Annotated in this window: 19 protein-coding genes; 6 read left to right on the top strand and 13 right to left on the bottom strand. The window is 59.0% G+C overall.

Going from position 1 to position 22866, the window contains the following annotated elements; genetic code table 11:
• Nucleotides 1-44: 44 nt before the first annotated feature.
• The 4 genes from ACRY08_RS01025 (at nucleotide 45) to ACRY08_RS01010 (ending at nucleotide 6360) form a co-directional block, all read left to right on the top strand.
• A complete protein-coding gene (locus ACRY08_RS01025; RefSeq protein ID WP_432447950.1) occupies nucleotides 45-1721 on the top strand; it encodes a formate--tetrahydrofolate ligase in 1677 nt (558 codons plus the stop codon).
• Nucleotides 1722-1919: 198 nt separating this feature from the next.
• Nucleotides 1920-2813, top strand: a complete 894-nt coding sequence (locus tag ACRY08_RS01020; protein ID WP_432447949.1) for a bifunctional 5,10-methylenetetrahydrofolate dehydrogenase/5,10-methenyltetrahydrofolate cyclohydrolase — start codon at nucleotides 1920-1922, stop codon at nucleotides 2811-2813.
• A 17-nt stretch (nucleotides 2814-2830) separates the two neighbouring features.
• Nucleotides 2831-3721 (top strand): bifunctional methylenetetrahydrofolate dehydrogenase/methenyltetrahydrofolate cyclohydrolase FolD, encoded by an 891-nt coding sequence (folD, locus tag ACRY08_RS01015; RefSeq protein ID WP_432447948.1) that lies wholly within the window; start codon nucleotides 2831-2833, stop codon nucleotides 3719-3721.
• Between the two features lie 269 nt (nucleotides 3722-3990).
• Nucleotides 3991-6360, top strand: a complete 2370-nt coding sequence (locus tag ACRY08_RS01010; RefSeq protein ID WP_432447947.1) for a methyl-accepting chemotaxis protein — start codon at nucleotides 3991-3993, stop codon at nucleotides 6358-6360.
• A 124-nt stretch (nucleotides 6361-6484) separates the two neighbouring features.
• On the opposite strand, the gene ACRY08_RS01005 is transcribed toward ACRY08_RS01010, so the two are convergent.
• From ACRY08_RS01005 to ACRY08_RS00990, 4 genes are all read right to left on the bottom strand, one after another.
• Nucleotides 6485-7279: a crotonase/enoyl-CoA hydratase family protein gene (locus ACRY08_RS01005; protein ID WP_432447946.1), complete on the bottom strand. Its 795-nt coding sequence runs from the start codon at nucleotides 7277-7279 to the stop codon at nucleotides 6485-6487.
• Nucleotides 7280-7337: 58 nt separating this feature from the next.
• Nucleotides 7338-7772 (bottom strand): PaaI family thioesterase, encoded by a 435-nt coding sequence (locus ACRY08_RS01000; RefSeq protein WP_432447945.1) that lies wholly within the window; start codon nucleotides 7770-7772, stop codon nucleotides 7338-7340.
• A gap of 109 nt (nucleotides 7773-7881) precedes the next feature.
• On the bottom strand, nucleotides 7882-8544 hold the full coding sequence (gene pdeM / locus ACRY08_RS00995) for a ligase-associated DNA damage response endonuclease PdeM (RefSeq protein ID WP_432447944.1): 663 nt from the start codon (nucleotides 8542-8544) through the stop codon (nucleotides 7882-7884).
• Nucleotides 8545-8597: 53 nt separating this feature from the next.
• The gene (locus ACRY08_RS00990; protein WP_432447943.1) at nucleotides 8598-11012 is read right to left on the bottom strand and encodes a ligase-associated DNA damage response DEXH box helicase; all 2415 of its coding nucleotides are present in this window, start codon (nucleotides 11010-11012) and stop codon (nucleotides 8598-8600) included.
• Between the two features lie 106 nt (nucleotides 11013-11118).
• Between ACRY08_RS00990 and ACRY08_RS00985 the strand changes: the two genes are divergently transcribed.
• Nucleotides 11119-11616, top strand: a complete 498-nt coding sequence (locus tag ACRY08_RS00985) for a DUF4405 domain-containing protein (RefSeq protein ID WP_432447942.1) — start codon at nucleotides 11119-11121, stop codon at nucleotides 11614-11616.
• 119 nt (nucleotides 11617-11735) lie between these two features.
• Here the strand turns inward: ACRY08_RS00985 and ACRY08_RS00980 are convergent, their stop codons facing one another.
• Nucleotides 11736-13049, bottom strand: coding sequence for an ATPase (locus ACRY08_RS00980; RefSeq protein WP_432447941.1), 1314 nt, complete (start codon nucleotides 13047-13049; stop codon nucleotides 11736-11738).
• 126 nt (nucleotides 13050-13175) lie between these two features.
• Here ACRY08_RS00980 and ACRY08_RS00975 point away from each other — a divergent pair, with 126 nt between their 5' ends.
• The gene (locus ACRY08_RS00975) at nucleotides 13176-14864 is read left to right on the top strand and encodes a hypothetical protein (protein WP_432447940.1); all 1689 of its coding nucleotides are present in this window, start codon (nucleotides 13176-13178) and stop codon (nucleotides 14862-14864) included.
• Nucleotides 14865-14950: 86 nt separating this feature from the next.
• Here ACRY08_RS00975 and ACRY08_RS00970 read toward each other — a convergent pair whose 3' ends face one another.
• From ACRY08_RS00970 to ACRY08_RS00935, 8 genes are all read right to left on the bottom strand, one after another.
• Nucleotides 14951-15451: an A24 family peptidase gene (locus ACRY08_RS00970; RefSeq protein ID WP_432447939.1), complete on the bottom strand. Its 501-nt coding sequence runs from the start codon at nucleotides 15449-15451 to the stop codon at nucleotides 14951-14953.
• Between the two features lie 7 nt (nucleotides 15452-15458).
• On the bottom strand, nucleotides 15459-16325 hold the full coding sequence (locus ACRY08_RS00965) for a tetratricopeptide repeat protein (protein ID WP_432447938.1): 867 nt from the start codon (nucleotides 16323-16325) through the stop codon (nucleotides 15459-15461).
• Nucleotides 16326-16355: 30 nt separating this feature from the next.
• Nucleotides 16356-16922 carry a tetratricopeptide repeat protein gene (locus ACRY08_RS00960; RefSeq protein ID WP_432447937.1) on the bottom strand — a complete coding sequence of 189 codons (567 nt, stop codon included), beginning with the start codon at nucleotides 16920-16922 and terminating at the stop codon, nucleotides 16356-16358.
• 81 nt (nucleotides 16923-17003) lie between these two features.
• Nucleotides 17004-17981, bottom strand: coding sequence for a type II secretion system F family protein (locus ACRY08_RS00955; protein ID WP_432447936.1), 978 nt, complete (start codon nucleotides 17979-17981; stop codon nucleotides 17004-17006).
• A gap of 19 nt (nucleotides 17982-18000) precedes the next feature.
• A complete protein-coding gene (locus ACRY08_RS00950; RefSeq protein ID WP_432447935.1) occupies nucleotides 18001-18969 on the bottom strand; it encodes a type II secretion system F family protein in 969 nt (322 codons plus the stop codon).
• A 3-nt stretch (nucleotides 18970-18972) separates the two neighbouring features.
• Complete coding sequence (locus ACRY08_RS00945) at nucleotides 18973-20457, bottom strand: CpaF family protein (protein ID WP_432447934.1); 1485 nt, start codon at nucleotides 20455-20457, stop codon at nucleotides 18973-18975.
• 37 nt (nucleotides 20458-20494) lie between these two features.
• Entirely contained in the window at nucleotides 20495-21775 is a 1281-nt protein-coding gene (locus ACRY08_RS00940; protein ID WP_432447933.1) for an AAA family ATPase, read from the bottom strand.
• Nucleotides 21776-22193: 418 nt separating this feature from the next.
• On the bottom strand, nucleotides 22194-22865 hold the full coding sequence (locus ACRY08_RS00935; RefSeq protein WP_432447932.1) for an OmpA family protein: 672 nt from the start codon (nucleotides 22863-22865) through the stop codon (nucleotides 22194-22196).
• Between the last annotated feature and the right edge of the window lies 1 nt (nucleotide 22866).

Below are 22866 nucleotides of genomic sequence, written 5' to 3'. Positions count from 1 at the left end.
GCGCGCGCCGTGTGAATTTTGCTTTCTTTTCTGAAGGAACGGCCATGAGCTATAAATCTGACATCGAAATTGCCCGCGAAGCAAAGAAACGCCCGATTCAGGAAATCGGCGACAAGCTGGGCATTCCGACCGAACATCTGCTGCCTTATGGCCACGACAAGGCGAAGGTCAGCCAGGAGTTCATCAACTCTGTCCAGTCGAAAGAAGACGGCAAGCTGATCTTGGTGACCGCGATCAACCCAACGCCTGCGGGCGAAGGCAAAACCACCACCACCGTTGGTCTGGGTGACGGTCTGAACCGCATTGGCAAGAACGCCATGGTCTGTATCCGCGAAGCCTCGCTGGGCCCGAACTTCGGTATGAAGGGTGGTGCTGCGGGTGGCGGTTACGCGCAAGTCGTGCCGATGGAAGAGATGAACCTTCACTTCACTGGTGACTTCCACGCCATCACCTCGGCGCATTCGCTCTTGTCGGCGATGATCGACAACCACATCTATTGGGGCAACGAGCTGGAGATTGACGAGCGTCGCGTGGCCTGGCGCCGCGTGGTCGACATGAACGACCGTGCCCTGCGTGACATCGTCTGCTCGCTGGGCGGCGTGGCCAACGGTTTCCCGCGTCAGACCGGCTATGACATCACCGTGGCCTCCGAGGTTATGGCGATCCTGTGTCTGGCCAACGATCTGGAAGACCTCCAGAAGCGTTTGGGTGACATCATCGTGGCCTACACCCGCGAGCGTAAAGCCATCTATTGCCGTGACATCGGTGCTGATGGTGCCATGACCGTGCTGCTGAAAGACGCGATGCAGCCGAACCTGGTGCAGACACTGGAAAACAACCCGGCTTTCGTACATGGCGGCCCGTTCGCCAACATCGCACACGGCTGTAACTCGGTCATCGCGACCACCACAGCGCTGAAACTGGCCGACTATGTCGTGACCGAAGCTGGTTTCGGTGCGGACCTTGGTGCCGAAAAGTTCATGAACATCAAATGCCGCAAAGCGGGTCTTGCGCCCTCGGTCGTCGTGCTGGTCGCCACTGTGCGTGCGATGAAAATGAACGGCGGCGTGGCCAAGGCTGATCTGGGCGCAGAGAATGTCGCGGCGGTTGAAGCCGGTTGCGACAACCTTGGCCGTCACATCGAAAACCTCAAATCCTTCGGTGTGCCGGTTGTGGTGGCCATCAACCACTTCGTCACCGACACCGATGCCGAGGTGCAGGCCGTCAAAGACTACGCTGACAGCCATGGTGCAGAAGCCATCCTGTCGCGCCATTGGGAGCTGGGCTCGGAAGGCTCTGCCGATCTGGCCACCCGCGTCGCCGAGATTGCAGATGCAGAAGTGGCCAATTTCGGGCCGCTCTACCCCGATGAAATGCCGCTCTTTGAGAAGATCGAGACCATCGCCAAGCGTATCTATCGCGCGGATGAGGTTCTGGCCGATGCGAAAATTCGCAACCAGCTGAAAGACTGGGAAGACGCCGGATATGGCGATCTGCCGGTCTGCATGGCCAAGACGCAATATTCCTTCTCGACCGACCCGGACCTGCGCGGTGCGCCCACGGGCCACTCGGTTCCGGTGCGCGAAGTCCGCCTGTCGGCGGGGGCTGGTTTCATCGTGGTGGTCTGCGGGTCGATCATGACCATGCCGGGCCTGCCGCGCAAACCGGCGGCTCTGTCGATCGGGATCAACGCGGATGGCGAGGTCGAAGGCCTGTTCTGATCCGGAAGTTTAACGGGGGGCGGGAAATTCCCGCCCTTCGCATTTCAAGACCTCACCCAAATCCCCGCTAAAGCGTTTCGAGATTAACTTGAGACACAAGTTGATTTCGAAACGCCCACAACGTGGGTAGGTTCCGCGCGTTTCGTCTCATTGTTGTGCCTCAACAATAAGTCGAAACGCTTTAAGAAGGAGAGGGCCATGATGGGCACCCGTGCCACCCTTATCGACGGCAAAGCCATTGCCGCTGATATGAAGACAGATGTTGCCAAAAAGGCGGCCTTGCTGGCCGAAAAAGGTTGGCAGCCGACGTTGATTTCCCTGTCCGTAGGCGATGTCGCCGCGGCAGAGCTTTATGTGCGCAACCAGCAGAAGACAGCGGAAAGCGCCGGGGTCGAGTTCGAGGCGCGCAACTATCCATCCGAGACCTCGCTGGAGCAGCTGACGGGCATCATCCAAGGCCTGAACGCCGATCCGCGCGTGAACGGCATCATCATTCAGCGTCCGTTGCCCGATCATATCCCGGTGAAAACGCTGCAAAAACTTGTGCATCCGCTGAAGGATGTGGAAGGCATGCACCCGGCCTCGATCGGCAATATTGTCTATAACGATCTGGCGCTTGGGCCCTGTACGGCCGTGGCCGCTGTGGAAATCCTGAAGACCCTGCCCTTGGATATGGAAGGGCTGAACGTCACCGTGATTGGCCATTCGGAAATCGTCGGCAAACCCATCGCCTTTCTTCTGATGGGGCTGGGGGCGACAGTCACCGTGTGCCACCACATGACCCGCTCGGTCGCGATGCATAGCCGCGCTGCGGATGCCGTGTTCGTCGCCGTGGGCAAGCCCGGGCTGGTCACGGGCGAGATGCTGAAACCCGGTTGCGCGGTGATCGACATTGGCATCAACCGTGTGGATGGCAAAACCGTGGGCGACGCGGATTTCGAAAGCTGCAGTCAGGTGGCCGGCTGGATCACCCCTGTGCCGGGCGGCGTTGGCCCCGTGACCGTTGCCACGCTTATGTCGAACGCGGTAATGGCAACAGAGATGCAGATGAATCACTATCGGGACGCTTTTGCGCGTTCGGATTTCGACTGATAGGTAAGGAGAGCACGATGACGGCTCAGATCATTGACGGCAAGGCCTTTGCGGCAACAATACGCGAGAAGGTCGCGGGCCACGTGGCACGCCTGAAAGAAGAAAACGGCATCACACCGGGTCTTGCCGTGGTGCTGGTGGGCGAAGATCCCGCCAGTCAGGTCTATGTGCGATCGAAGGGCAAGCAGACCGTCGAAGTGGGCATGAACAGCTATGAACACAAGCTGGATGCCGACACCTCGCAAGAGGATTTGCTGGCGCTGATCGACAAGTTGAACAATGACGCGGATGTGCATGGCATTCTGGTGCAGCTGCCGCTGCCCGGTCACCTGAACGAAGACCTTGTGATCAACTCCATTGACCCGGCCAAGGATGTGGACGGCTTCCATATCTCGAACGTGGGCCTTCTGGGCACTGGTCAGAAATCGATGGTGCCTTGTACCCCGCTGGGTTGCCTGATGATGCTGCGCGACCATCACGGCTCGCTTTCGGGGCTGAACGCCGTAGTCATTGGTCGCTCAAACATCGTTGGAAAGCCGATGGCACAATTGCTGCTGGGCGACAGCTGTACCGTCACCATCGCGCATAGCCGCACCAAGGACCTGCCAGACGTGGTGCGCGGCGCGGACATCGTTGTCGCCGCCGTAGGTCGCCCGGAAATGGTGCCCGGTGACTGGATCAAAGAGGGTGCCACTGTGATCGACGTGGGCATCAATCGGATCGAGCGTGACGGCAAAAACAAGCTGGTTGGCGACGTGGACTTTGACAGCGCCTCGAAGGTGGCGGGCGCCATTACGCCAGTGCCCGGCGGCGTCGGTCCGATGACCATCGCCTGTCTGTTGGCCAACACGGTCACGGCCTGTTGTCGTGCAAATGGTCTGGCCGAACCCGAGGGGCTCACAGCCTGAGCCAGCAATAAAACGTCCTGCCATAAACCCGAATGACGGGTTTGGGGCAGGGCGCGCGAAACACTGATATGTTGCGCAGCACCCGACCTTTTCCTGGCTCTGGTTAAAGGTCGGACGCTTTAGATAAATTTTATCAAATCCAACCCGGTTCGACTTTCGAACCGGGTTTTTTGATAACAGTATCTTCATTTACCGGCCCTAGTTTCAGCCCTGAACCGCTTCGTTTCAGATATGAGGACCCCATGGCTGGAAATTGGTCGATTACCAAAATGTCACGCTATCTTACGTGGATGACGGGCGTGGCCGCTTTGGTCCTTCTCGTCAGCTCCTTGCTTCTGACCTATCAGATCAACAACAGTCGGATGTCCTGGAACACCTACAAACATGCGAACGCGGCGCGCGCACGCGCAATGAGCGATCTTGTCTCCAGCCTTGGCTATGGTGGTATGATCCACAACTTCAAAAACTATGTGATCCGCGGCTCCAAGAAACATGCAAACCGCATCGAAGAAGATGCGAATGCAGCCTATGCGGCATTGGATCGGCTGGCGATGCAGGCCCGGTCACAAGAGGATCTTGCCGCATTGGACGCCGTTCGCGCGACGGTCAAACAGTATACGAAAGCGGCCAAGAAGGTTCGCGCAGGCATGACACTGGGCAAAGACAGCCGCCAGATTGACGCCAGCGTGACGATCCCCGACACGGAGGCGCTTGCCGGGTTGGATGTGATTGCGAACTCCATACTAAGTGACGAGCTTGAAGGGGATAAAACCAAAAATCTTCACTTGATCAGGTTGAAACGTGCAATGGGCTATGGCGGTCTCATTCATCAGTTCAAGAACTATGTGTTGCGTGTTGATGAACCCCGTATTGCCAAGATTGAGGCCAATCTTGTCGCGGCGCGGGCGGCCCTGTCAGACTATCAGGCGCTTGGGATCAGTGAAGAAGAAAGCGCGGCAATTGCGGCCATTGAAGCTGTGATGATGGAGTATGAAAAAGGCGTGCAACGCGTACGGGAGATGGCGGCTGGCGGGGCGAGCGTTGCAGATATTGATGCGGCCGTGAAAGTGTCCGATGCACCGGCTTTGGATGGATTGGCCTCCCTGTCAGAGGCGTTGGATGTGGATGCGCTCGCTGCCGGGCGTAACCTTGATCGAGTCTTGTTGATGGCGCAACGCGCAGCAATTGCCGGGGCGCTGCTCGTGACTGTTTTCGGCGGTGTGATGGTCTGGACGTCGTCACATGTGTTGCTACGCCGAATCTCCGAACCTGCACGCCGTATTGCGGATGATCTCAAGCAGCTGGCCGAAGGCAACACAGATGTGGAGATTATCGATCAGGATGAAACCACTGAAATCGGCGCCATCGCGGCGGCTGCAAGAAGGTTTCGCGACAGTATCCTGCAAACCCGCAAGCTGGAACAAGACCAGAAGGCCGCCGCCGAGCGTGAACGTGAGCTTCAGGCTCAAAACATCGCGCAGGAACGCAAGGCTCGCGCAGAGCAGGATGCCAAAGCGCAGGCCGAACAAGAACGGCTTGCCGAATTGGAGCGGGTCCAGATCGAGATTGGGACTCTGATGAAAGCCGCGACCCGTGGTGATTTTTCGAAACGGGCAGAGATTGCGACAGAAGATGACAACCTCGTGGTTCTGTTGAAAACGGTGAATGAATTTATGGATAGTGTGGAAACGAGCCTGAACGAAACAGGCGTGGTTCTGCACGACTTGGCCCATGGCAAGCTGGATGCGCGCATGACCGGCACATATGAAGGGGTCTTTGCCGAGCTTCAGGTCAATATGAACGGCACATTGCAGTCGCTGGAGGCGATGGTCGATGAAATCGCGGGCAGTGGTCAGAATGTCGCCCTGCGATCCGATCGTATTCGCGGGTCAGCGGAAGAATTGGCAAAACGCACCGAAACCAGCGCCGCAGCGCTGGAAGAGGCTGCGGCTGCAATGGAAGAGATCAGCGCGACTGTAAACTCCGTTTCCGACAATATTGCGCAGGCCAGTGACGGGGCCACGGGGGCCGAAACCAATGCGCGCGCCACCGGCGACGCCGCCCAAAAGGCGGTTCAGTCTCTTGAAGAAGCCGCGGCAACATCGCGCAACATTCACAAGATCGTCTCGGTGATTGAAGATATTGCGTTCCAGATCAACCTCTTGGCTTTGAACGCGGGGGTCGAAGCGGCACGCGCAGGTGAAAGCGGCCGCGGGTTTGCGGTGGTTGCCTCAGAGGTGCGCGGGCTGGCGCAACGGTCCTCGGAAGCTGTCGGAGAAATCACATCCGTGGTCCGGGAATCGACGCAGGCAGTGGAAAGCAGCGTGTCGATGGTCACCGAGGCAATGCAGGCAGTCTCTGAGATTTCGACCGCAATCGGTACAATTTCACGCCAGACGGCCGAAGCGGCCGAGGCGGTGGAACAGCAGGCGTCGGGAATCTCCAGCGTGACCTCCGCGATTGGCGAGTTGGACGCTGCAACACAGGTGAATGCATCAATGTTTGAAGAGGTTCACGCAACCAGCGAAGACCTGCGATCAGAGGCACGAACGATGGAAGTCCTGCTGTCCCGCTTTGATCATCGCGGTGACAATGAAACGGGCGAGGAAACGCAGACGCAGATCGTCGCGGCGCAATGAGTGCCATAGGTTGTAGCCACACCAGACATTGAGGATACGCGCCTGCTGTGGTCCGTTGCCAGACAACCCGGCTTGCGAGATAGCCAAGCACACGCTTGCCATCCCGTGAAGGTTTGCCAGTGGTCTAGTCTTTGAATACAGGCGCGCGTTTCTGCATGCCCGCCATGACCGCTTCCATTTGATTGGGGCGTCCCATAAGCCCTTCTTGCGCCTTGCTTTCCGCAATCAAAGTGGCTTCAGTATCAAGAATTTCTGTTTCTCTTATAAGCGTTTTTGCGGCCCTGATCGCATCCGGGGATTTTTCGGCAATCTGCTGTGCAAGTTCCTTTGCACGTGCAAGCGGATCATCGGCCAGTTCTGTCAAAAACCCATATTGCAAAGCCGTGCCAGCCAGGAATTCTTCGGCCGTATAGGTCAGCTTGCGGATCACGTCAGCGCGCGCCAGGCTGCGCATCAACACCATGCCCCCCATATCCGGCACCAGTCCCCAACGCCCCTCCATGACAGAGAACCGCGTATCGGGATGCGCCACCCGGATATCCGCGCCCAGCATGATCTGAAACGCGCCGCCAAAAGCATACCCGTGTAGGGCTGCGATCACGGGCTGAGGGAGTTCTGCCCAGACCATGGCAGCCGCTTGAAACAGGTTGGATCGGCCATGGGTGCGTTCCAGAAATACGTCGCCCTGCATCGCATATTTGGCGATTTCCGGCATCGCGCCAAGATCCAGCCCGGCAGAAAACGCAGGCCCCTCGCCGGTCAGGATCACCGCTCGCACATCCTTGCGCGTGCGCAGCTCTTCTCCTGCCGCGACGATGGCGCGGATCATGTCGAGATCCAGCGCATTGCGTTTGTCCGCACGCGTCAGCGTGACGGTTGCAATCGCCCCTGTTTGCTCGATATTCACCCGTTGCGTCATCTTCATCTCCTTGATTTAACGCGGCAATCTTCCTGCAGCTGCGCAGTGGAATCCATGATCACGTTGCGGCAACAGGCACCATTGTGCCCAGAAGCCGCGCGATATGCACACGGGCTCCGTTGTCATCTTCAGCCCAGACGTCGGCTTCGGCGGGCACCAGACGCCGACCTGCTTTGAGCACCCGACCACTGGCGATCAGGCGCTTGCCTTGTGCCGGGGCCAGAAGCTGTATTTTCATTTCCGAGGTTAAAACCTCCATATCATCCGGCATGACCGACAGACCGGCATATCCCGCGGCTGTATCCCCCAAAGCAAAGCTCAACGCAGCATGCCCGAACCCGTGTTGCTGGCGCATGTTGTCCGGGATCGGGCTGGAAATCTCGCATTGGCCCCGAGACAGCGAAGTGATCTCGGCGCCAATCTGCGTCATCAGGTTCTGTGCCCTGAAGCTTTGCAACACACGCTGCGCCTTGGCATCTGCAAGTTTGGTCATAGGGGTCCCCTTTGCGGTCACCATATCTTTGGATCAGCGCGTTGGGGGCAAAACGCCGCGTCACATGTGCGGGCTGCTCTAAAGCGTTTCAACAATATGTCGAAACGCTTTAGCGCGGCATTGGAATGGGCTGGGGCGGATTGCCCAAAAGCACGGCAATCGCCTCGGGTCGCATCAGGCGCGACAAGACGTCATGGTCGGTGCGCAGACCACCCGTATATGTCCCATATGCAGGCATGATCACGCGGTCGCCATCCAGCAGCAAACAGGGACGATTGACGGATTTCCCACCCAAATGAAGGCGCGCCTTGGGATGAAAATGCCCGGATATCTCACCCGATGCGCCAACACGCGCTTCGTGACGAAAATGAATGGGAGGCTGAAAAAGCTCGGCAAGATGGGTGCCGCCGTAATTCATCGGGCCGGGATCATGGTTGCCTTCGATCCAGACCCAGCGTCGCCCGGCCATCAGGCGCGACAACCATTGCGCTTCGGTTTCCGGCAGGTTGTCCGATGCGTCGAGGTCGTCAAAACTGTCCCCAAGACAGACCACGGTGCGCGCCGCGGTTCGTTCAATATCCCGCTCCAGCCGCATCAGCGTGTCGCGGGTTTCATAAGGCGGCAGAATATCTCCGCCGCGTCGCGCCATCCGTTCAGATTTCCCCAGATGCAAATCCGAGACACATAGGAGCGCCGCGTCTTGCCACCAAAGGGCGCCAGAGGGCAAAAGGGTCAGCTCTATGCCTGCGAAGATGAAATCATAACCGCTCATGCCTCAATCCAATGCGCTTTGCGCGCAGGATGCAAGCCCCCGGGTAGGGACCATCAGGTCAAACCCGCCGCCTGCATGAGTTTTTGGGCTTCGGCCCGCAAAAGAGCCTCTTCGCCGGCCCCTTCTACCGGCACTTTCCCAACCTCCAGAAAAAGGGGGGCTGCAAAGGGCGTAACCTGTTCGCAGTCCATATGGTCAATCCGCCCCTCCGTGCGCGCAAGCATTTCTTCAATGCGCCCAAACCCGATCAGCCCTCCCATGGCCTCTTGTCGAGTGATGCGCAACAGCAGGTGATCGGGGTCATATTTGCGCAAGGTGTCGTAAAGAATGTCCGATGAGAAGGTCGCCTGTCGGCCGGTGGATCGCTTGCCGGGCAGGTTGCGGGTGATCAGACCCGCGATGGTGGCGGCGTTTTTGAAGCTGCGTTTCATCAACGCGTTTTCGGCCAGCCAATCGTCCAGCCCGTGCCTTAGCCCGGCCGGGTCCAGCAATGCGCCGGGATCTTGCGCCGGGGCAACGGACCATATCAGCGTGGCATAGTCGGTCGCCACAAAACCCAGCGGTCCAAGCCCCAGAGTTTCCATGCGGCGCGTGACCATAAGCCCCAATGTTTGCTGCGCGTTTTTCCCGGCAAACCCATAGATGCAACTGTGGGCCCGCCCGTCATGGGGGAAGCTTTCAAACAGGATGCGGCCGGGGCGGGGCAATTGACTGATTTGCGCCTGAAGCGAGATCCAGTCGCGCGTATGGGCGGGCAGTGACGCGGGTGGGTCGGGTTTCAACATCGACAGGATGCGGTTTGACAATTGGGTCGAGGTTGCAAATTTCGTGCCCGAAAACACCGCCAGCCGGGGTTTGCGTCCACGATCACGGCTGACCTGCACCTCCATTTCGCGCAGGCTTTCAAAGCGCACAATTTTCCCACCCATCAGGAATGTGTCGCCTTGTGTGAGCGAGGCTGCGAAGCTTTCTTCGACCTCGCCCAATGGCTTGCCGCCCGAGGCCGGGCCGCGCCCCTTCATGCGCACTTTCAGCCGGTCCGTATCCACAATAGTGCCGACATTCATGCGGATTTTCTGGGCAAGTCGTGGGTCGCGCAGCTGCCATAAGCCGTCGGCCCGGCGCATCAACCGCTGCCAGCGATCATAGGCCTTGAGCGCATAGCCCCCGGTGGCGGAGAAATCGAGACAGGAGTCAAAATCGGCTCGGGCCAGGTCGCGATAGGGGCCAGCGCTGATCGTTTCGTGAAAAAGCGCATCGGCATCAAACGGCCCGGCGCAGGCGGTGATCAGGATGTGCTGGCACAGAACATCCAACGGGCCGGGGCCGCGCGGATCGCCATCAAGATCACGGGCAAGCACCGCGTCGACGGCTGCGTGGCATTCGATCATCTCCCAGCGATTTGCGGGCAATATCAGGGCCTTGGAAGGGGTGTTGTAACGGTGGTTGGCGCGCCCGATACGCTGCACCAGCCGTTTCACATTCTTGGGTGCCCCCACCTGAATGACCAGATCGACATCGCCCCAGTCCAGCCCAAGGTCCAGACTGCCGGTGCACACCACCGCGCGCAGCTGACCCGCGACCATGGCGGCTTCGACTTTCTTGCGTTGCTCAAGGGCAAGCGACCCGTGATGGATGCCGATGGGCAGGCCGTCCGAATTGGCCAGCCACAGATCATGAAAAAAGATCTCGGCCTGCGCGCGCGTGTTGTGGAAAATCAGCGTGGTTTTATGGCGTGCAACCTCGGCCAGCACGTCGGGGATGGCATAGCGCCCACCGCCGCCCGACCATGGGGGCGGTGTATCCGTCGTCAGGATCGAGATATCGGGGTCGGGGCCGGGATCAGCGGTCAGGATCGGGCAGGGCGCCGGATGTGGGGCCAGAAATCGGGCCAGCGCGGGCGGGTCTTCCACTGTGGCTGAAAGGCCCACGCGACGCAGGCCGGGGGCCATGGCTTGCAGGCGACTGAGGCACAGCATCAACTGGTCGCCGCGTTTGCTTTCTGCCAGCGCGTGCAGCTCGTCGACCACCACGCGTTTGAGGGTTGAAAACAGGCGTGGTGCGTCCTCGTAGCTCAAGAGCAGGGCAAGGCTTTCGGGCGTGGTCAAAAGAATATGCGGCGGGTCGGCGCGCTGGGCTTTCTTGCGGGTTTGGCTGGTGTCGCCGGACCGGTCCTCGACCCGGATCGCCAGCCCCATCTGGTCAATCGGCGTCGTCAGGTTGCGTTTCATATCCGCCGCCAGTGCCTTCAGTGGCGAGATATAAAGCGTGTGTAGCCCGGGTGGTGGGGCCGCTCCAAGCTCGACCAGGCTTGGCAGGAAACCGGCCAGCGTCTTACCGCCCCCGGTGGGTGCGATCAGCATCAGGGCTGGATCGTGACCCCGGTCGAGCATCTCGATCTGATGTGGGTGCGGGGTCCAGCCGCGCGTGGCGAACCAATCGGTGAACATTTTGGGCAGGGTGCTCATGGGAGGACGATAGGAAATTCTGATCCCCTGCGAAATTGTTCATTTCAGCGCGACGGAAATTTCGCGCGGGCGCGTATCAGCCATGACTGCAATTGGAGATAAGGCAATGCAAAACCTGCGAAAATGGGCAACCCCTTTGGTGGTGGGATCGTTCCTGTTGATGGGTGTGACCGGAATTTTGATGTTTTTCCACCTGGAAACCATGCTGGGCAAGGTGGTCCATGAATGGGCGGGGTGGCTGATGGTGATCGGCGTCGGCGCACATGTGGTGCTGAACTGGCGCCCGATGACGCTGTATCTGAAACGCCCACTGGCGCGCCTGATCATGGGTGCTGGGGCCGCGCTGACCGTGGCCACGCTGTTGCCCATTGGCGGCACGGGTTCACCGCCGGTGCGTTCGGTGATGATGGCGGTATCTCAGGCGGATGAAGCGACCCTGATGGCGCTGGCGGGCCTAGAGGTTGAGGCTGGCCGCGCGATTCTGGCCGAAGCCGGTGTCGCACTGGACCCTGGTCAAAGCCTGGACGCTGCGACGGAGGGTGATTTCGCGCAGCAGATCACAGCCATGTCCGCGCTGTTTCCTGCTGGGGGTGACGATCACTGAGGGCCCGAAGGACCGCGATTTTGCCGAACGCTCCCCTTGCATTCGGCAAACGGAACCGGGCGGGCACGTTGTCCTTGTGGCCCGCCCGGATTTCTGGTTGCGAAAACTTGGTGAAGGGATCAGTGAATGATCTCTTCTTCCTTCACGAACATGTTTTCCCATGCCCGATCGATCAGCTCGGGTGTCATCTGGTAGGGAATGCCTTCAAACTCACAAATCGAGATCATCTGGTCGATCAGGAACACCGGCTGGTAGTTCGCATAGACATTGTCGATTGTCGGGTATTTGTTCTTCAGAAGGTGAATGAGCGCGTCTTGCGACAGCGGCATTTTCTTCTTCTTCGCGACCATGGCGAAGATTTTCAGAAAGCCCTCCTGATCCGGCCCGTCGATCTTGATCTTGTAGAAAATCCGGCGCAACGCCGCCTTATCGAAGATCTTGTTGGGGTGGAAGTTGGTCGAGAAAATGACCAGCGTGTCAAACGGCACTTCGAACTTCTCGCCTGATTGCAGGGCCAGAATGTCCTTGCTTTCTTCCAATGGCACAATCCAACGGTTGATCAGCGCCTGGGGCGGATCGGCCTGACGGCCAAGGTCATCGACGATGAAAACGCCGCCGGTGGATTTGAACTGAAGCGGCGCCGTATATGTGCGCGCGGTCGGGTTATAGACCAGATCCAGCATATCAAGTGTCAATTCACCACCCGTGATCACCGTTGGGCGGTCGCAGATGACATAGCGGCGGTCAAATTTCTTGTCCTTACGGCGCAGCGCGGTCGCTTCGGTCTCTTCCTCTTCGACGGCGGTGTGCACAATCGGGTCATAGACGGTGATGACCTGCCCGGAATACTCGATGGCGCGCGGCACGTAGATCTGGTCGCCAAGCGCGTCACGGATACCGTTTGAGATTGAGGATTTCCCGTTGCCCGGCGGGCCATACATCAGGATCGAGCGGCCCGAGCCGACTGCGGGCCCAAGCTGGTCCAGCAGGTCCGGCGGCAGGATCAGGTGCCCCATGGCCCCGGTCAGCTGCCCGCGTGTCATCTGGATGTTGCGGATCGACTGGCGTTTCACCTGCTTGGCATAGACATCCATCGGAATTGGCATCGCGCCGAAATACTCGGATTGCGACAGCGCATCCAGCGCGCGGGCTTTGCCGGTGTCTGACAGGCGATAACCCATTTCAGTGCTCTGAGCGCCCGCATGCAGCGTGCCCATCGCCTCGACCAGGCCGCCATCGCGGCACAAGTCCACCAGTTCCTGAACGACGCGCCCGGGCACGCAAAGAGCGCGTTCCAGATCGGTGATCCGTTCAAGGTTGGTGCGAAACATCGTTTTCAAAAGGATGTCACGCATCATCACCGTGGTCAGCCCCGTTTCCGAGGCCGTCTTCAGCGCCGGGGGCGCAATCATGTCTGCGGTTTGCATGTTCATTTTTGTGCTCGATCGATCTGTTGTTGCGCCGGTCCCTCAGCCGCCCATAAAACCCTGTCAGGCTTTACAAAGCTTTGCTGAACGACGCATTGACGCTAATTTAGCTACAAAAGAATGAGGGCAGGTATGAGCAAAGAAAGTGGAAAGATTTTGGCAGCCTTCATGGCGGTCTTGCTTGCGGGCTTCGCGGCCGTGGGTTTTGCCAAGGGCGGTTTTTACATTGGCAAGCATGAAGGCGACACGCTGCATCTGTTGCAAATGCTGTTGCGCATGGGGGACGGCGACTGGCCACATCTGAATTTCGTAACCCCGATCGGGGTCATGGCCTTTGCGCCCATCGCCGTGTTTATCAAGGCAGGGTACGGCGTCGGGCAATCGATCATCGCGGGCCAATTCCTTGTGGCGCTTGCCTTTTTTCCGGCCGCTTACTGGGTTGCGCAAAGCCGCTTTGCCAAGGGCTGGCGCTTTGTTTTCGCCGCGACGATCCTTGTCTACGCCGTGGCGCTGGTGCATGGCGAGGCGAATGACGCGGTCTCGATTTCCATGCATTACAACCGCTGGGCTTGGGCGGCGGCGTTTCTGGCCATCGCAACCGCAATGTTGCCCGCGCGCGGGCAGGACCGCGAGGAGCTGGACGGGGTGGTGATTGGCCTGGCCATGGCGGCTATGGCCCTGATCAAGGTTACCTATTTCGCCGCCTTCTTCGTACCGGTTCTGGTCGGGCTTTTTGCGCGCGGGGCGTGGAAAACAGTGCTGTGGGGCCTTCTTGCAGGAGGTGTTGCAGTGGTTTTGGTCACGCTTTGGGTCGGCACGCCGATTTTCTGGCTGGCTTACCTGCGCGATCTTCTGAACGTGGCGGGGTCGGACATTCGACCCTATCCGGGCCGCTCGCTCGAGGATGTGATCTCGGCGCCGGCTTATTTGGGCGGCTCCATGGTCGGGGTCGGCGCGGTGATCCTGCTCAGGCAGGCCGGGCGCATGTCGCAGGGATTGATGCTTTTGTTGCTGGTGCCGGGGTTCTTCTACGTGACCTTCCAGAACTTCGGAAATGATCCGCAATGGCTGTGGCTTCTGGGGCTTTTGTTGATGGCGATGACGCCCGAGCAGCCGATCCGGAATGGTTTCGGCTGGGACTTGAGCCGCGCCATCCCGATGGCCGGATTAGCGGCCTTGATGTTGTCACTGCCCAGCTTTCTGAACATGGCTGTCAGCCCGTTGCGTCATGCCTCAACCGATGTCGAGGATTATGCTCCGCTGATGCCCGGAACCGGCGTGCATGAGGATTTGCAGACCTTCGCGCCACGGGCTTACCGCGTGGATGTGCGCCGCGCGCTTGATGGTCCGGACACGGTGTTTGCAGCATATTACGATGAAGAGGCGCGCACGGATTCTGCGGTGAATTTCAAAGGCGAGGATTTGCCCTTTTGTTCGCTTGAGCTGGGTATGGTGGCCTGGTTCAAGACCGTTGCAGATGACATTGCAGGCTGGCCGGGTGGCAAGGGCGCGCAAATCTTCACCGCCGACCTTTTGTCGAGCTATTGGATGTATGCCGACCTGACGCCGCTGAAGGGCGGGGCGCCTTGGTATTACGGCGATCTGTCAGGCATCGAAAACGCGGATTTCCTGATGGTGCCCAGCTGCCCGCTTTCCGCCGATACACGTATGAAAATCCTGAACGAGGTGTCAGGGCAGGACTGGATCGACAAGGTGACCGAGGTGCGCCGCACCGAGCTTTACACGCTTTATGCGCTGCCGGGGGAGAAGCCCAAGAAGGTTGAGCCAGTCAAAGAAGAGGATGCAGAGGAAGCGGGCTAAAGCCCCCTCCAGCAAGCGAAGAAAAGCCCGCAGGCCGGATGGCGCTGCGGGCTTTTTTGTGTTTGGGATCTTGGTCTGCGATGGCTTTAGCCTGCGAAAAACGCACCAAGCACAAGGTAGAGGATCAAGGTGGCCCCAAGGCTCAGACCCATGGGATAGTCTCGCCTTTGCCAGCTTTCCCAGTTCGGAGTGGCGGCGCGTATCGCGGGGATATTGCGCATGACGCGATGGGACACAAAGCCAAGAACGATCATCACGGCCAGAAGGGTGAGGATAAGAAACCCGTCATCCACGGCGACGAAAGGGGCCATGGCTGCGGCAAATTTCGCATCCCCTGCACCCAGCATACGCATCATGTTCATGACAAAGCCTATCACCAGAACGACCGCCAGATGTGACCAGCGCCACAGGTATTCGGTCAGGTCGAGCGCAAAGAACCCGACAACGGCGAAGACGGCAACCAGCGCCATCACCGATTTGTTCGGGATCTTCATGCGTGACAGATCAGACCAGATCGCCCAAGCCGCGACAGGCACGACAAAAGGCAGGAAGGCAAGCGCTGTTGCGCCGGATTGAGCCACATTCATCGGCGGATCACCCGTTGGAGACGTTGTTTTCCAGCGCCTGAAGCGCGCGGGTTGCGGCCTCAAAATGCTGCGGGTGGGTGTCGATGGCTTCGCGCAACAGGCCTTTGCCGATGGCGACATCACCACGTTTGATCGCGGACAGGCCCATCGTGTGCAAAAGCTGTGCCCGTTCCACCTGGGTCATCGGCACGACCGGCAGATCGTATTTGCGCTGGGCGGCGCGTGCCAGAACAAGGTTGTTCTTTGCGGTGAAGAGTTTGGGATCGTATTCCAAGGCCTGCGAAAAGAGCTTTTCGGCGCCTTTGTAATCCGCACGGGTCAGTTTCGAGTAGCCCCAGTTGTTCATGACGGAACCGGGATTTGTGGTCAGCCCAACCGCGGTTTGATAAAAGCTGTCGGCCTTTTTCCATTCCTGATTGCTGTCTGCAATCATCGCCTCCAGCCGGTAGCGGCGGTAGGTTTCATGGGTGGGCGGCACTTTGTCCAGAACCGTTTCGGCCTGATCCCAGTCGCCCGACCGGATCAGCGCATCGGCCAGCGATACGCGGTCTTCGGCGGTCGCTTCAGAGCTGGCGACAACCTTTTTCCACACGCCCACGGCCTCGGTCGGCTGTTTGGCGCGCACCAAGGACTGGCCAAGGCCGCGCTGCAGGTCGATCCTGTCGGGCTGGCCCGCCACGGCGCGTTTGAAATAGGCAACAGCTTCGCCGGGGTCACCCACGGTCAGCATGATGTCGTTGAGGTTGCTTTCATCGATCACGTTGACATCGGCCAGGGCACGTTCAACGTCTTCGCCCTTATCGCCCGGCTTTTGGCAGGCTGACAGGGCCATCGCACTGCCAAGGCAGAGCGTCACAAGAATGGGATGGCGCATTTTTGCGTCCTTTACTGCTCGTGTCTTCGCTTAGATGTCGGACTGAAGCAGGTAGTCCCCTGAACCCCGCCGCACCAACGCGAATGTCTCATTATGCTTGGGAGCATAGTCGGGATTTTCCAAATTTGCGAGCGCCAAGCGCAAATTCTCGCGAATTTGGGCAGTTTCGCCACGATCCACGCCAAATGCGACCTGGAAGACACGGGCTGCTTCGGCAATTTCGCCCTGTTCCATCAGAACAACGCCCAGATTGTTCCAGGCCGGGGCAAATTCGGGGTCCAGTTCCGTGGCGCGGCGCAGGATTGTTTCGGCCTGTCCCAGACGACCCAGCCGAAGATTGGCTGATCCGATCGCCGAAAGCACTTCGGGTGTCACCCCCTGTTCGCTGGCCGCGCGCAGATAGGCTTTCAGCGCCAGTTCGTGTTCACCCGCGGCGGTCAGACGGTGGCCAACGACCAGCCCGTCTTCGGTTTTGGCGCCGCGTTTCAAGGTGCTGGGTGCGAATTTGCTGCCTTCTTTGTCAGCAAATCCGGTGCTGCGCTCACAGCCTGTCAGGGCCAGAAACACCGGGGTGAAAATGACAAATGCCCCGCGCATGAGGCGGGGCATTTTGAAAAGGGCCGGGGAAAGGCGCATGGTGTTCAGTTCCTTGGCGCCCGGCGTGGTTTCGTCAATGCGTCAGAACCGGACATTCTGCAGCGTCTCATAGATGCCGTAGATTGACGGCCCGATCAAGATCAACAGAAGCGGTGGCACGGTCAGAAGCATCGTGGCCAGCGTCATCTTGGTGGGCAGGGTGTTGGCTTTTTCTTCGGCCCGCATCACGCGCTTGTCACGCATTTCACCGGCATAGACCCGCAACGCATCTGCGATGGATGTCCCGAATGTGGCCGATTGGATCATCACGGTCACGAAGCTGGCCACATCTGCCACGCCCGAACGTTCGGACATGTCGCGCAGCACCTGAATGCGATCCTTACCCGCTTTCAGCTCGTGCGATACGATTGAGAACTCGTCTGCCAGCGCCGGGTAAGAGGCGTGGATTTCCTTGGAGACACGCAGGATGGCCTGATCCAGGGACTGGCCGGCCTCGACGCAGGTCAGCATCATGTCCAGCGCATCGGGAAAGCCATTGATGATCTCTTCCTTGCGGGTCTCGACCCGGCGGGTGACCCAGTATTTGGGCAGCATATAGCCGGCCACACCGGGCACGAGGATCCAGATCATGCGTTCCTGGGCCGTCATTTCCTGCCCGTTCTGCACCTTGAGGAAGGTCAGCAGAACACCAAAGGCCAGCAGGCCAAGGCCCAGTGCCATCTGCGCAAAGTGGAAGGTGCGCACAGCGTCTTTGCCCGGATAGCCCGCTTGCAAAAGCTTCAGCTGGATGGCCGAGTATTCTTCTTCGTTCTGCGGTTCCAGAAAGGCCGAGTATTTCTCGAGCTTGTCTTTGCCGCCGCCGCCGACGCGCAGATCCATCTTTTCGCCATCCTGATGGACCCGCACGCGGGCATCTTTGATCTTGTCCAGCGGATCAGCGTCGCGCTTGAGCAGGATCGGCAGGGTGACCAGCACCATGATGACCCCCAGGCCGCCCACCGCGTAAAGCGGTCCCATCGGCCCCAAGAGGTTCACCAGAAAGTCATTCAACTGTTGCATATCTGTGCTCCTCGCCCGATCAGACTTTGATGTTCACAAGCATCCGCATGACGATAAGGTTCGCCAGAAGGAAGCCGCCAACCACAAGGCAGGCCGGGATGAAATACGGGGTATCCTGCACCGCGTCATAATAGTTCGGCTGGGCCACGTTGATGCCCACCAGAGCCATCAGCGGGAAGCCCGACAGGAAGTTGCCGGACCATTTCGCCTCGGCCGTGATGGCACGCACGCGGCGAAACAGTTTGAAGCGCGAGCGGATCACCTTGGCCAACCCGTCAAGGATCTCGGCGAGGTTACCGCCCGAGGTCTGCTGAATGGTCACAGCCACGGCCAGAAAGCGCATGTCCTGATTGTCCAGACGTTCGGCCATGGCGGCCAGCGCCTCGCCCACGTCGCGGCCATAGGCAGCTTCGTCTGCGATCATGCCCATTTCTGTGCCCAAGGGGTCGGGGACCTCTTTGGCGACGATGTGAATGGCCGATGAAAACGGGTGACCCACGCGCAAAGACCGTACCATCAGCTCCACCGCATCGGGCAGTTGTTCTTCGATCAACCCCATGCGTTTCTTGGCCTTGTTGTTGATCCAGGTATAGATGCCACCGACGCCCATCAAGACCGCGACACCTGCGCGGATCGGAGCTGATGCCCCTGTGCCGACGGTCAAGCCCAGATAAGCCACAACAGACAGCGCGCCCATCAGCATCACGATCTGGGCGGGAGTGAACGCGATCGAGGCCATCTGCGCCTTGTTCGCCAGAAGCGAATAAAACGGGATGCCCTGTGCCTTCATGTGCTGGCCCATCTCCTTGCGGAGTTTTTCCAGCACCTCTTCGCGGGCAGCACCCTTTTCCAGCATGTCCAGCCGGCGGTTGACCTTGTTGTTCAGGCTGATCGATTTGCCGAAAACGGTCAGATAGATGCCTTCAACCAACAAGATCACGGCCAGGAAGATCAGGCCATAGATGATAGGTTCCGCTGAGATTTGCATGTCTTAGCCTCCAATCGGCTCATAGATGGATGCGGGCAGGTCATAGCCCCACTGACGGAACCGGTCCGAGAAGTGCGAACGCACGCCGGTCGCGTTGAAACGCCCGATGATCTTGCCGTCGGGCGACAGGCCAAGGCGTTCGTAACGGAACACTTCCTGCATCGAGATGACCTCGCCTTCCATACCTGTGATCTCGGTGATCGAGACCATACGACGCGACCCGTCTTGCAGGCGGCTGGCCTGCACGATCAGGTTCACAGCCGAGGCGATCTGGCTGCGCACGGCCTTCAGCGGCATCTCGATGCCGGCCATGGCGACCATGTTTTCCAGACGCGAAATCCCGTCACGTGCCGAGTTGGCGTGGATCGTGGTCATGGACCCGTCGTGGCCAGTGTTCATCGCCTGCAACATGTCGATAACTTCTTCGCCACGCGTCTCACCCACGATGATCCGGTCCGGGCGCATACGCAGAGCGTTTTTCAAACAGTCGCGCTGACTGACGGCCCCCTTGCCTTCGACGTTGGCAGGGCGGCTTTCCATCCGGCCCACATGGGTCTGTTGCAGCTGAAGTTCCGCCGTATCCTCGATCGTCAGAATGCGCTCGCTGTCATCGATGAAGGACGACAGGGCATTGAGCGTGGTGGTCTTACCAGAGCCAGTACCACCCGATACGATCACGTTCAGGCGCGTTGCAACGGCGGCCTGCAGATAGGCGGCCATCTCTTCCGAGAAGGCGCCGAAATCCACCAGCTCGTTGATGCCCAGCTTGTCCTTTTTGAACTTACGGATCGACACCAGCGAACCATCCACCGCAATCGGCGGCACCATGGCGTTGAAACGCGAGCCATCTGCCAGACGGGCGTCCACATGCGGGTTGCTTTCATCCACGCGACGTCCCACGGCGGACACGATCTTGTCGATGATGCGCAAAAGGTGGCGCTCATCTTTGAACGTCACATCGGTCAGCTGCAGTTTACCGGCGCGTTCCACGAAAACCTGCTGCGGACCGTTGACCAGAATATCGTTCACGCTGTCATCTTGCAAAAGCGTTTCAAGCGGGCCCAGGCCCGTCACTTCGTCAAACAGTTCCTGGTTCAGCGTCAGCCGTTCATCACGGGTCAGAACCACATCACGTGTCGTCAGAAACTCCGACGCAATATCAGTGATTTCTGCGCGTAGATCCTTTTCCGAAGCCCCCTCAAGGGCTGCGAGGTTGAGGTTGTCCAGCAGCTCTTTGTGAAGTTCTGTTTTCAGCTCTCCCAGACGCTCTTTGCGCTTTTTTTCCTTGTCCGTGGCTGCCGGTTTGGCTGGCACTGACGCGGCAACCTGCTTGCGCGCGGCAACGGGTTTGGCCGTTTGCGCGGCGGACGCGGCGGGCGCTGCCGGGGCAGGGGCCGCGGCTGCGGATTTGCCGCCCTCAACCGCTTTCAGTTGAGGGGTGCCTGTGGCCGCGGGTTTTGCAGCGGGTTTTTTGTAGCGTGAAAACATCTCGCCTCCGGTTCAGCTTTTCAAGATGGCGCGGCCCTTATTGGGCCACCGCCTCTGCCTCGTTCACTTCGCGCACCGATGTGGCGAGGGTCTGGATTTCCTTGCGCAGCGGGTTCTTGGCCGCAGCCATCGCCAAAGGCGCCCCGTGATCACCCGCCTGGGTGATTTGCTTGCCGCCATCGGGCAGTTGCACTTCGATCGCGATGTCCAGGCTTTCCGCCAGGCGCTTGACGCGCGATTTGCCCGACAAGTCGGTGAATTTCGGCGCGCGGTTCAGCACATAGCGCAGCTTTTCATAGGGCAGTTCTTCCGCTTTCAGCGCCTTGATCATGCGCAGCGTGTTCTGCGCGGACCGCAGGTCCAGCTCCAAAGTGGCGAAATACACATGTGCGGCCGACAGAACCGTTTCGGTCCATTGCACCACGGTTTGCGGCATGTCGATGATCACATAGTCAAAATTCAGGCGTGCCATTTCGACAATGCGCTGGATGTCTTCAGATGTGACCAGATCCAGCGGCAGCATGTCTGCCGGGGCTGTCAGCACCTGCAGGCGGTCCTCATAGGTCTGAAGCGCCTGCATGAACACTTCCTGATCCATCACTTCGGTGTCAGACAGAAGTTCATAGACAACATCGCGGCGGGGCAGATCCAGATAGGTGGCGACCGATCCGAACTGCAGGCCAAAATCCAACAGGCAAACGCGCGGTTTTTCCGCTTGTTCCTGTGCTTTTTTCTTTTTCTTGCCCGTCGCGGCATCCTGCGTCAGTTCCCAGGCCAGATTGACGGCCAGCGTGGTCGCGCCCGATCCACCGGCCATGCCCTGAACGGCAAGGATCACGGCCTCGCGGTCGCCGGTGGCTTTCAGCGTGGTCTCGTGGCTGTCATCAACAGGGGCCAGATGCGCCGGCGGTGCGTTGCGCAGCCGGTCAATGGCATCATGCAAGGCCCCTTCGGGCAGCGGGTAGGGGACAAACTCCTCGGCGCCCAGCTTCAAAAGCTGGTGCAGCGCGATGGGGCTGACCTCTTCGGCGATCACGATCACCTTGATATCTTTTTCAGCGGCTTGCTTGATGATGGCGGCAACCTTCGACAGGTCGGCCTCGTCCTGATCATCCATGGCAATTGCCACAAATTCCAGCGCCTCAGCATCGGGCTGCGAGAAAAACGTGATTGCGTCATCCAAAGACAGATCACCCCAGGCTTCGCCCAGTTCGGTTTCCATGTCTTCGATCAGCAAATCGAAATTCTGCACGTCCCGCGAGATCGTGCAGGCCACGATCGGTTCCGGGTCGACTTGCAATGCAACACTCCCACTCATAGCCTCGTTCCTTTTACTCAGGTGACCAGTTACGGGTTCTCCGCCCCGGCCCTCATTCAGGTTTCAGCATCCGCACCAGTTTCGGCAAACGGACTGCTCCCAATACAGACCCAGATTTGACAGTGAATCTGGGCAAGAATGCGGCTGAAACGGCCAAATTATTCGTTCTTTTGGGACGATCCGGCGACTTTCGCGTTTCTGTTTCTTGAGACGAGACAGGGCGAAACCGGCCGTGTGATCAGGCAGGTTAGGCGCCGGTTGGCGTGTCAAAAGGCTTTAAAACAACAGGTTAGGGGGTGTTCAGCCCGCGGAGACAATAGATCGGGAACTGTTTTGTCGCGGCTTTTGTCTTCAAAACCACAAATGAAAAAAGGCGTGAATATGTCACGCCTTCCTTCTGATTTGATTTTTTGGCGTGTCAGCCGTCGGTGATGGTCGCCACGGCCCCATTGCTCAGATCCGAGGTCGGCTCGGCGCTTTCCACATAGGTGCGATGCACGATCTCGCCGTATTTGCCGCTCATCACGGTGGGGTGGCGATTTACGAAACCGGTGACTTCGGTCACCGTGCGACGGTTGCGCATCTCGCGGTTTTCGGTCGCGACCAAAGGCTGGGTTTCGCCGTAACTGACGACGGCCTCCAGACGGGCGCGGCTGACGCCGTTCGACACAAGATAATTGACCACGGCGCGCGCGCGACGCATGCCAAGACGCTTGTTATAAGCCGGGCCGCCCACAAGGTCGGTATGGCCATAGACGCGGAAGCGCAGTTCGGGGAACTGGCGGATCCAATGGGCCTGCTGGCGCAGGGTTGCACGGGCGGCCTCATCCAGCGTGGCGCTGTTGAAGGCAAAGTTGACCGTGTCGCCCACCTCTTGGTTAAAGCGTTCTGCCAGGCCCGCCACAACGCTGATCTGACCCGAATGAACGCCGATATTATGGGCGGTTGGGGCGCCAAAATAGCCCTCGTCCAGGCTCCCACCAGCTTCGTTTGTCCAGAAGTGCATCGCTTCGCTGTTGTCGCCACAACCTGCCAGAAGGGCGATGACCGAACTGGCGGCGAGCAGCGGTTTGATCCGTTTCAAGGCCATG

Origin of the sequence: Aliiroseovarius marinus, from assembly GCF_050881025.1 — a bacterium.
In the GTDB taxonomy this organism is placed as follows: domain Bacteria; phylum Pseudomonadota; class Alphaproteobacteria; order Rhodobacterales; family Rhodobacteraceae; genus Aliiroseovarius; species Aliiroseovarius marinus_A.
Note: the sequence above shows the minus strand (reverse complement) of the source record. Positions and strands in the feature narration are given on the sequence as shown.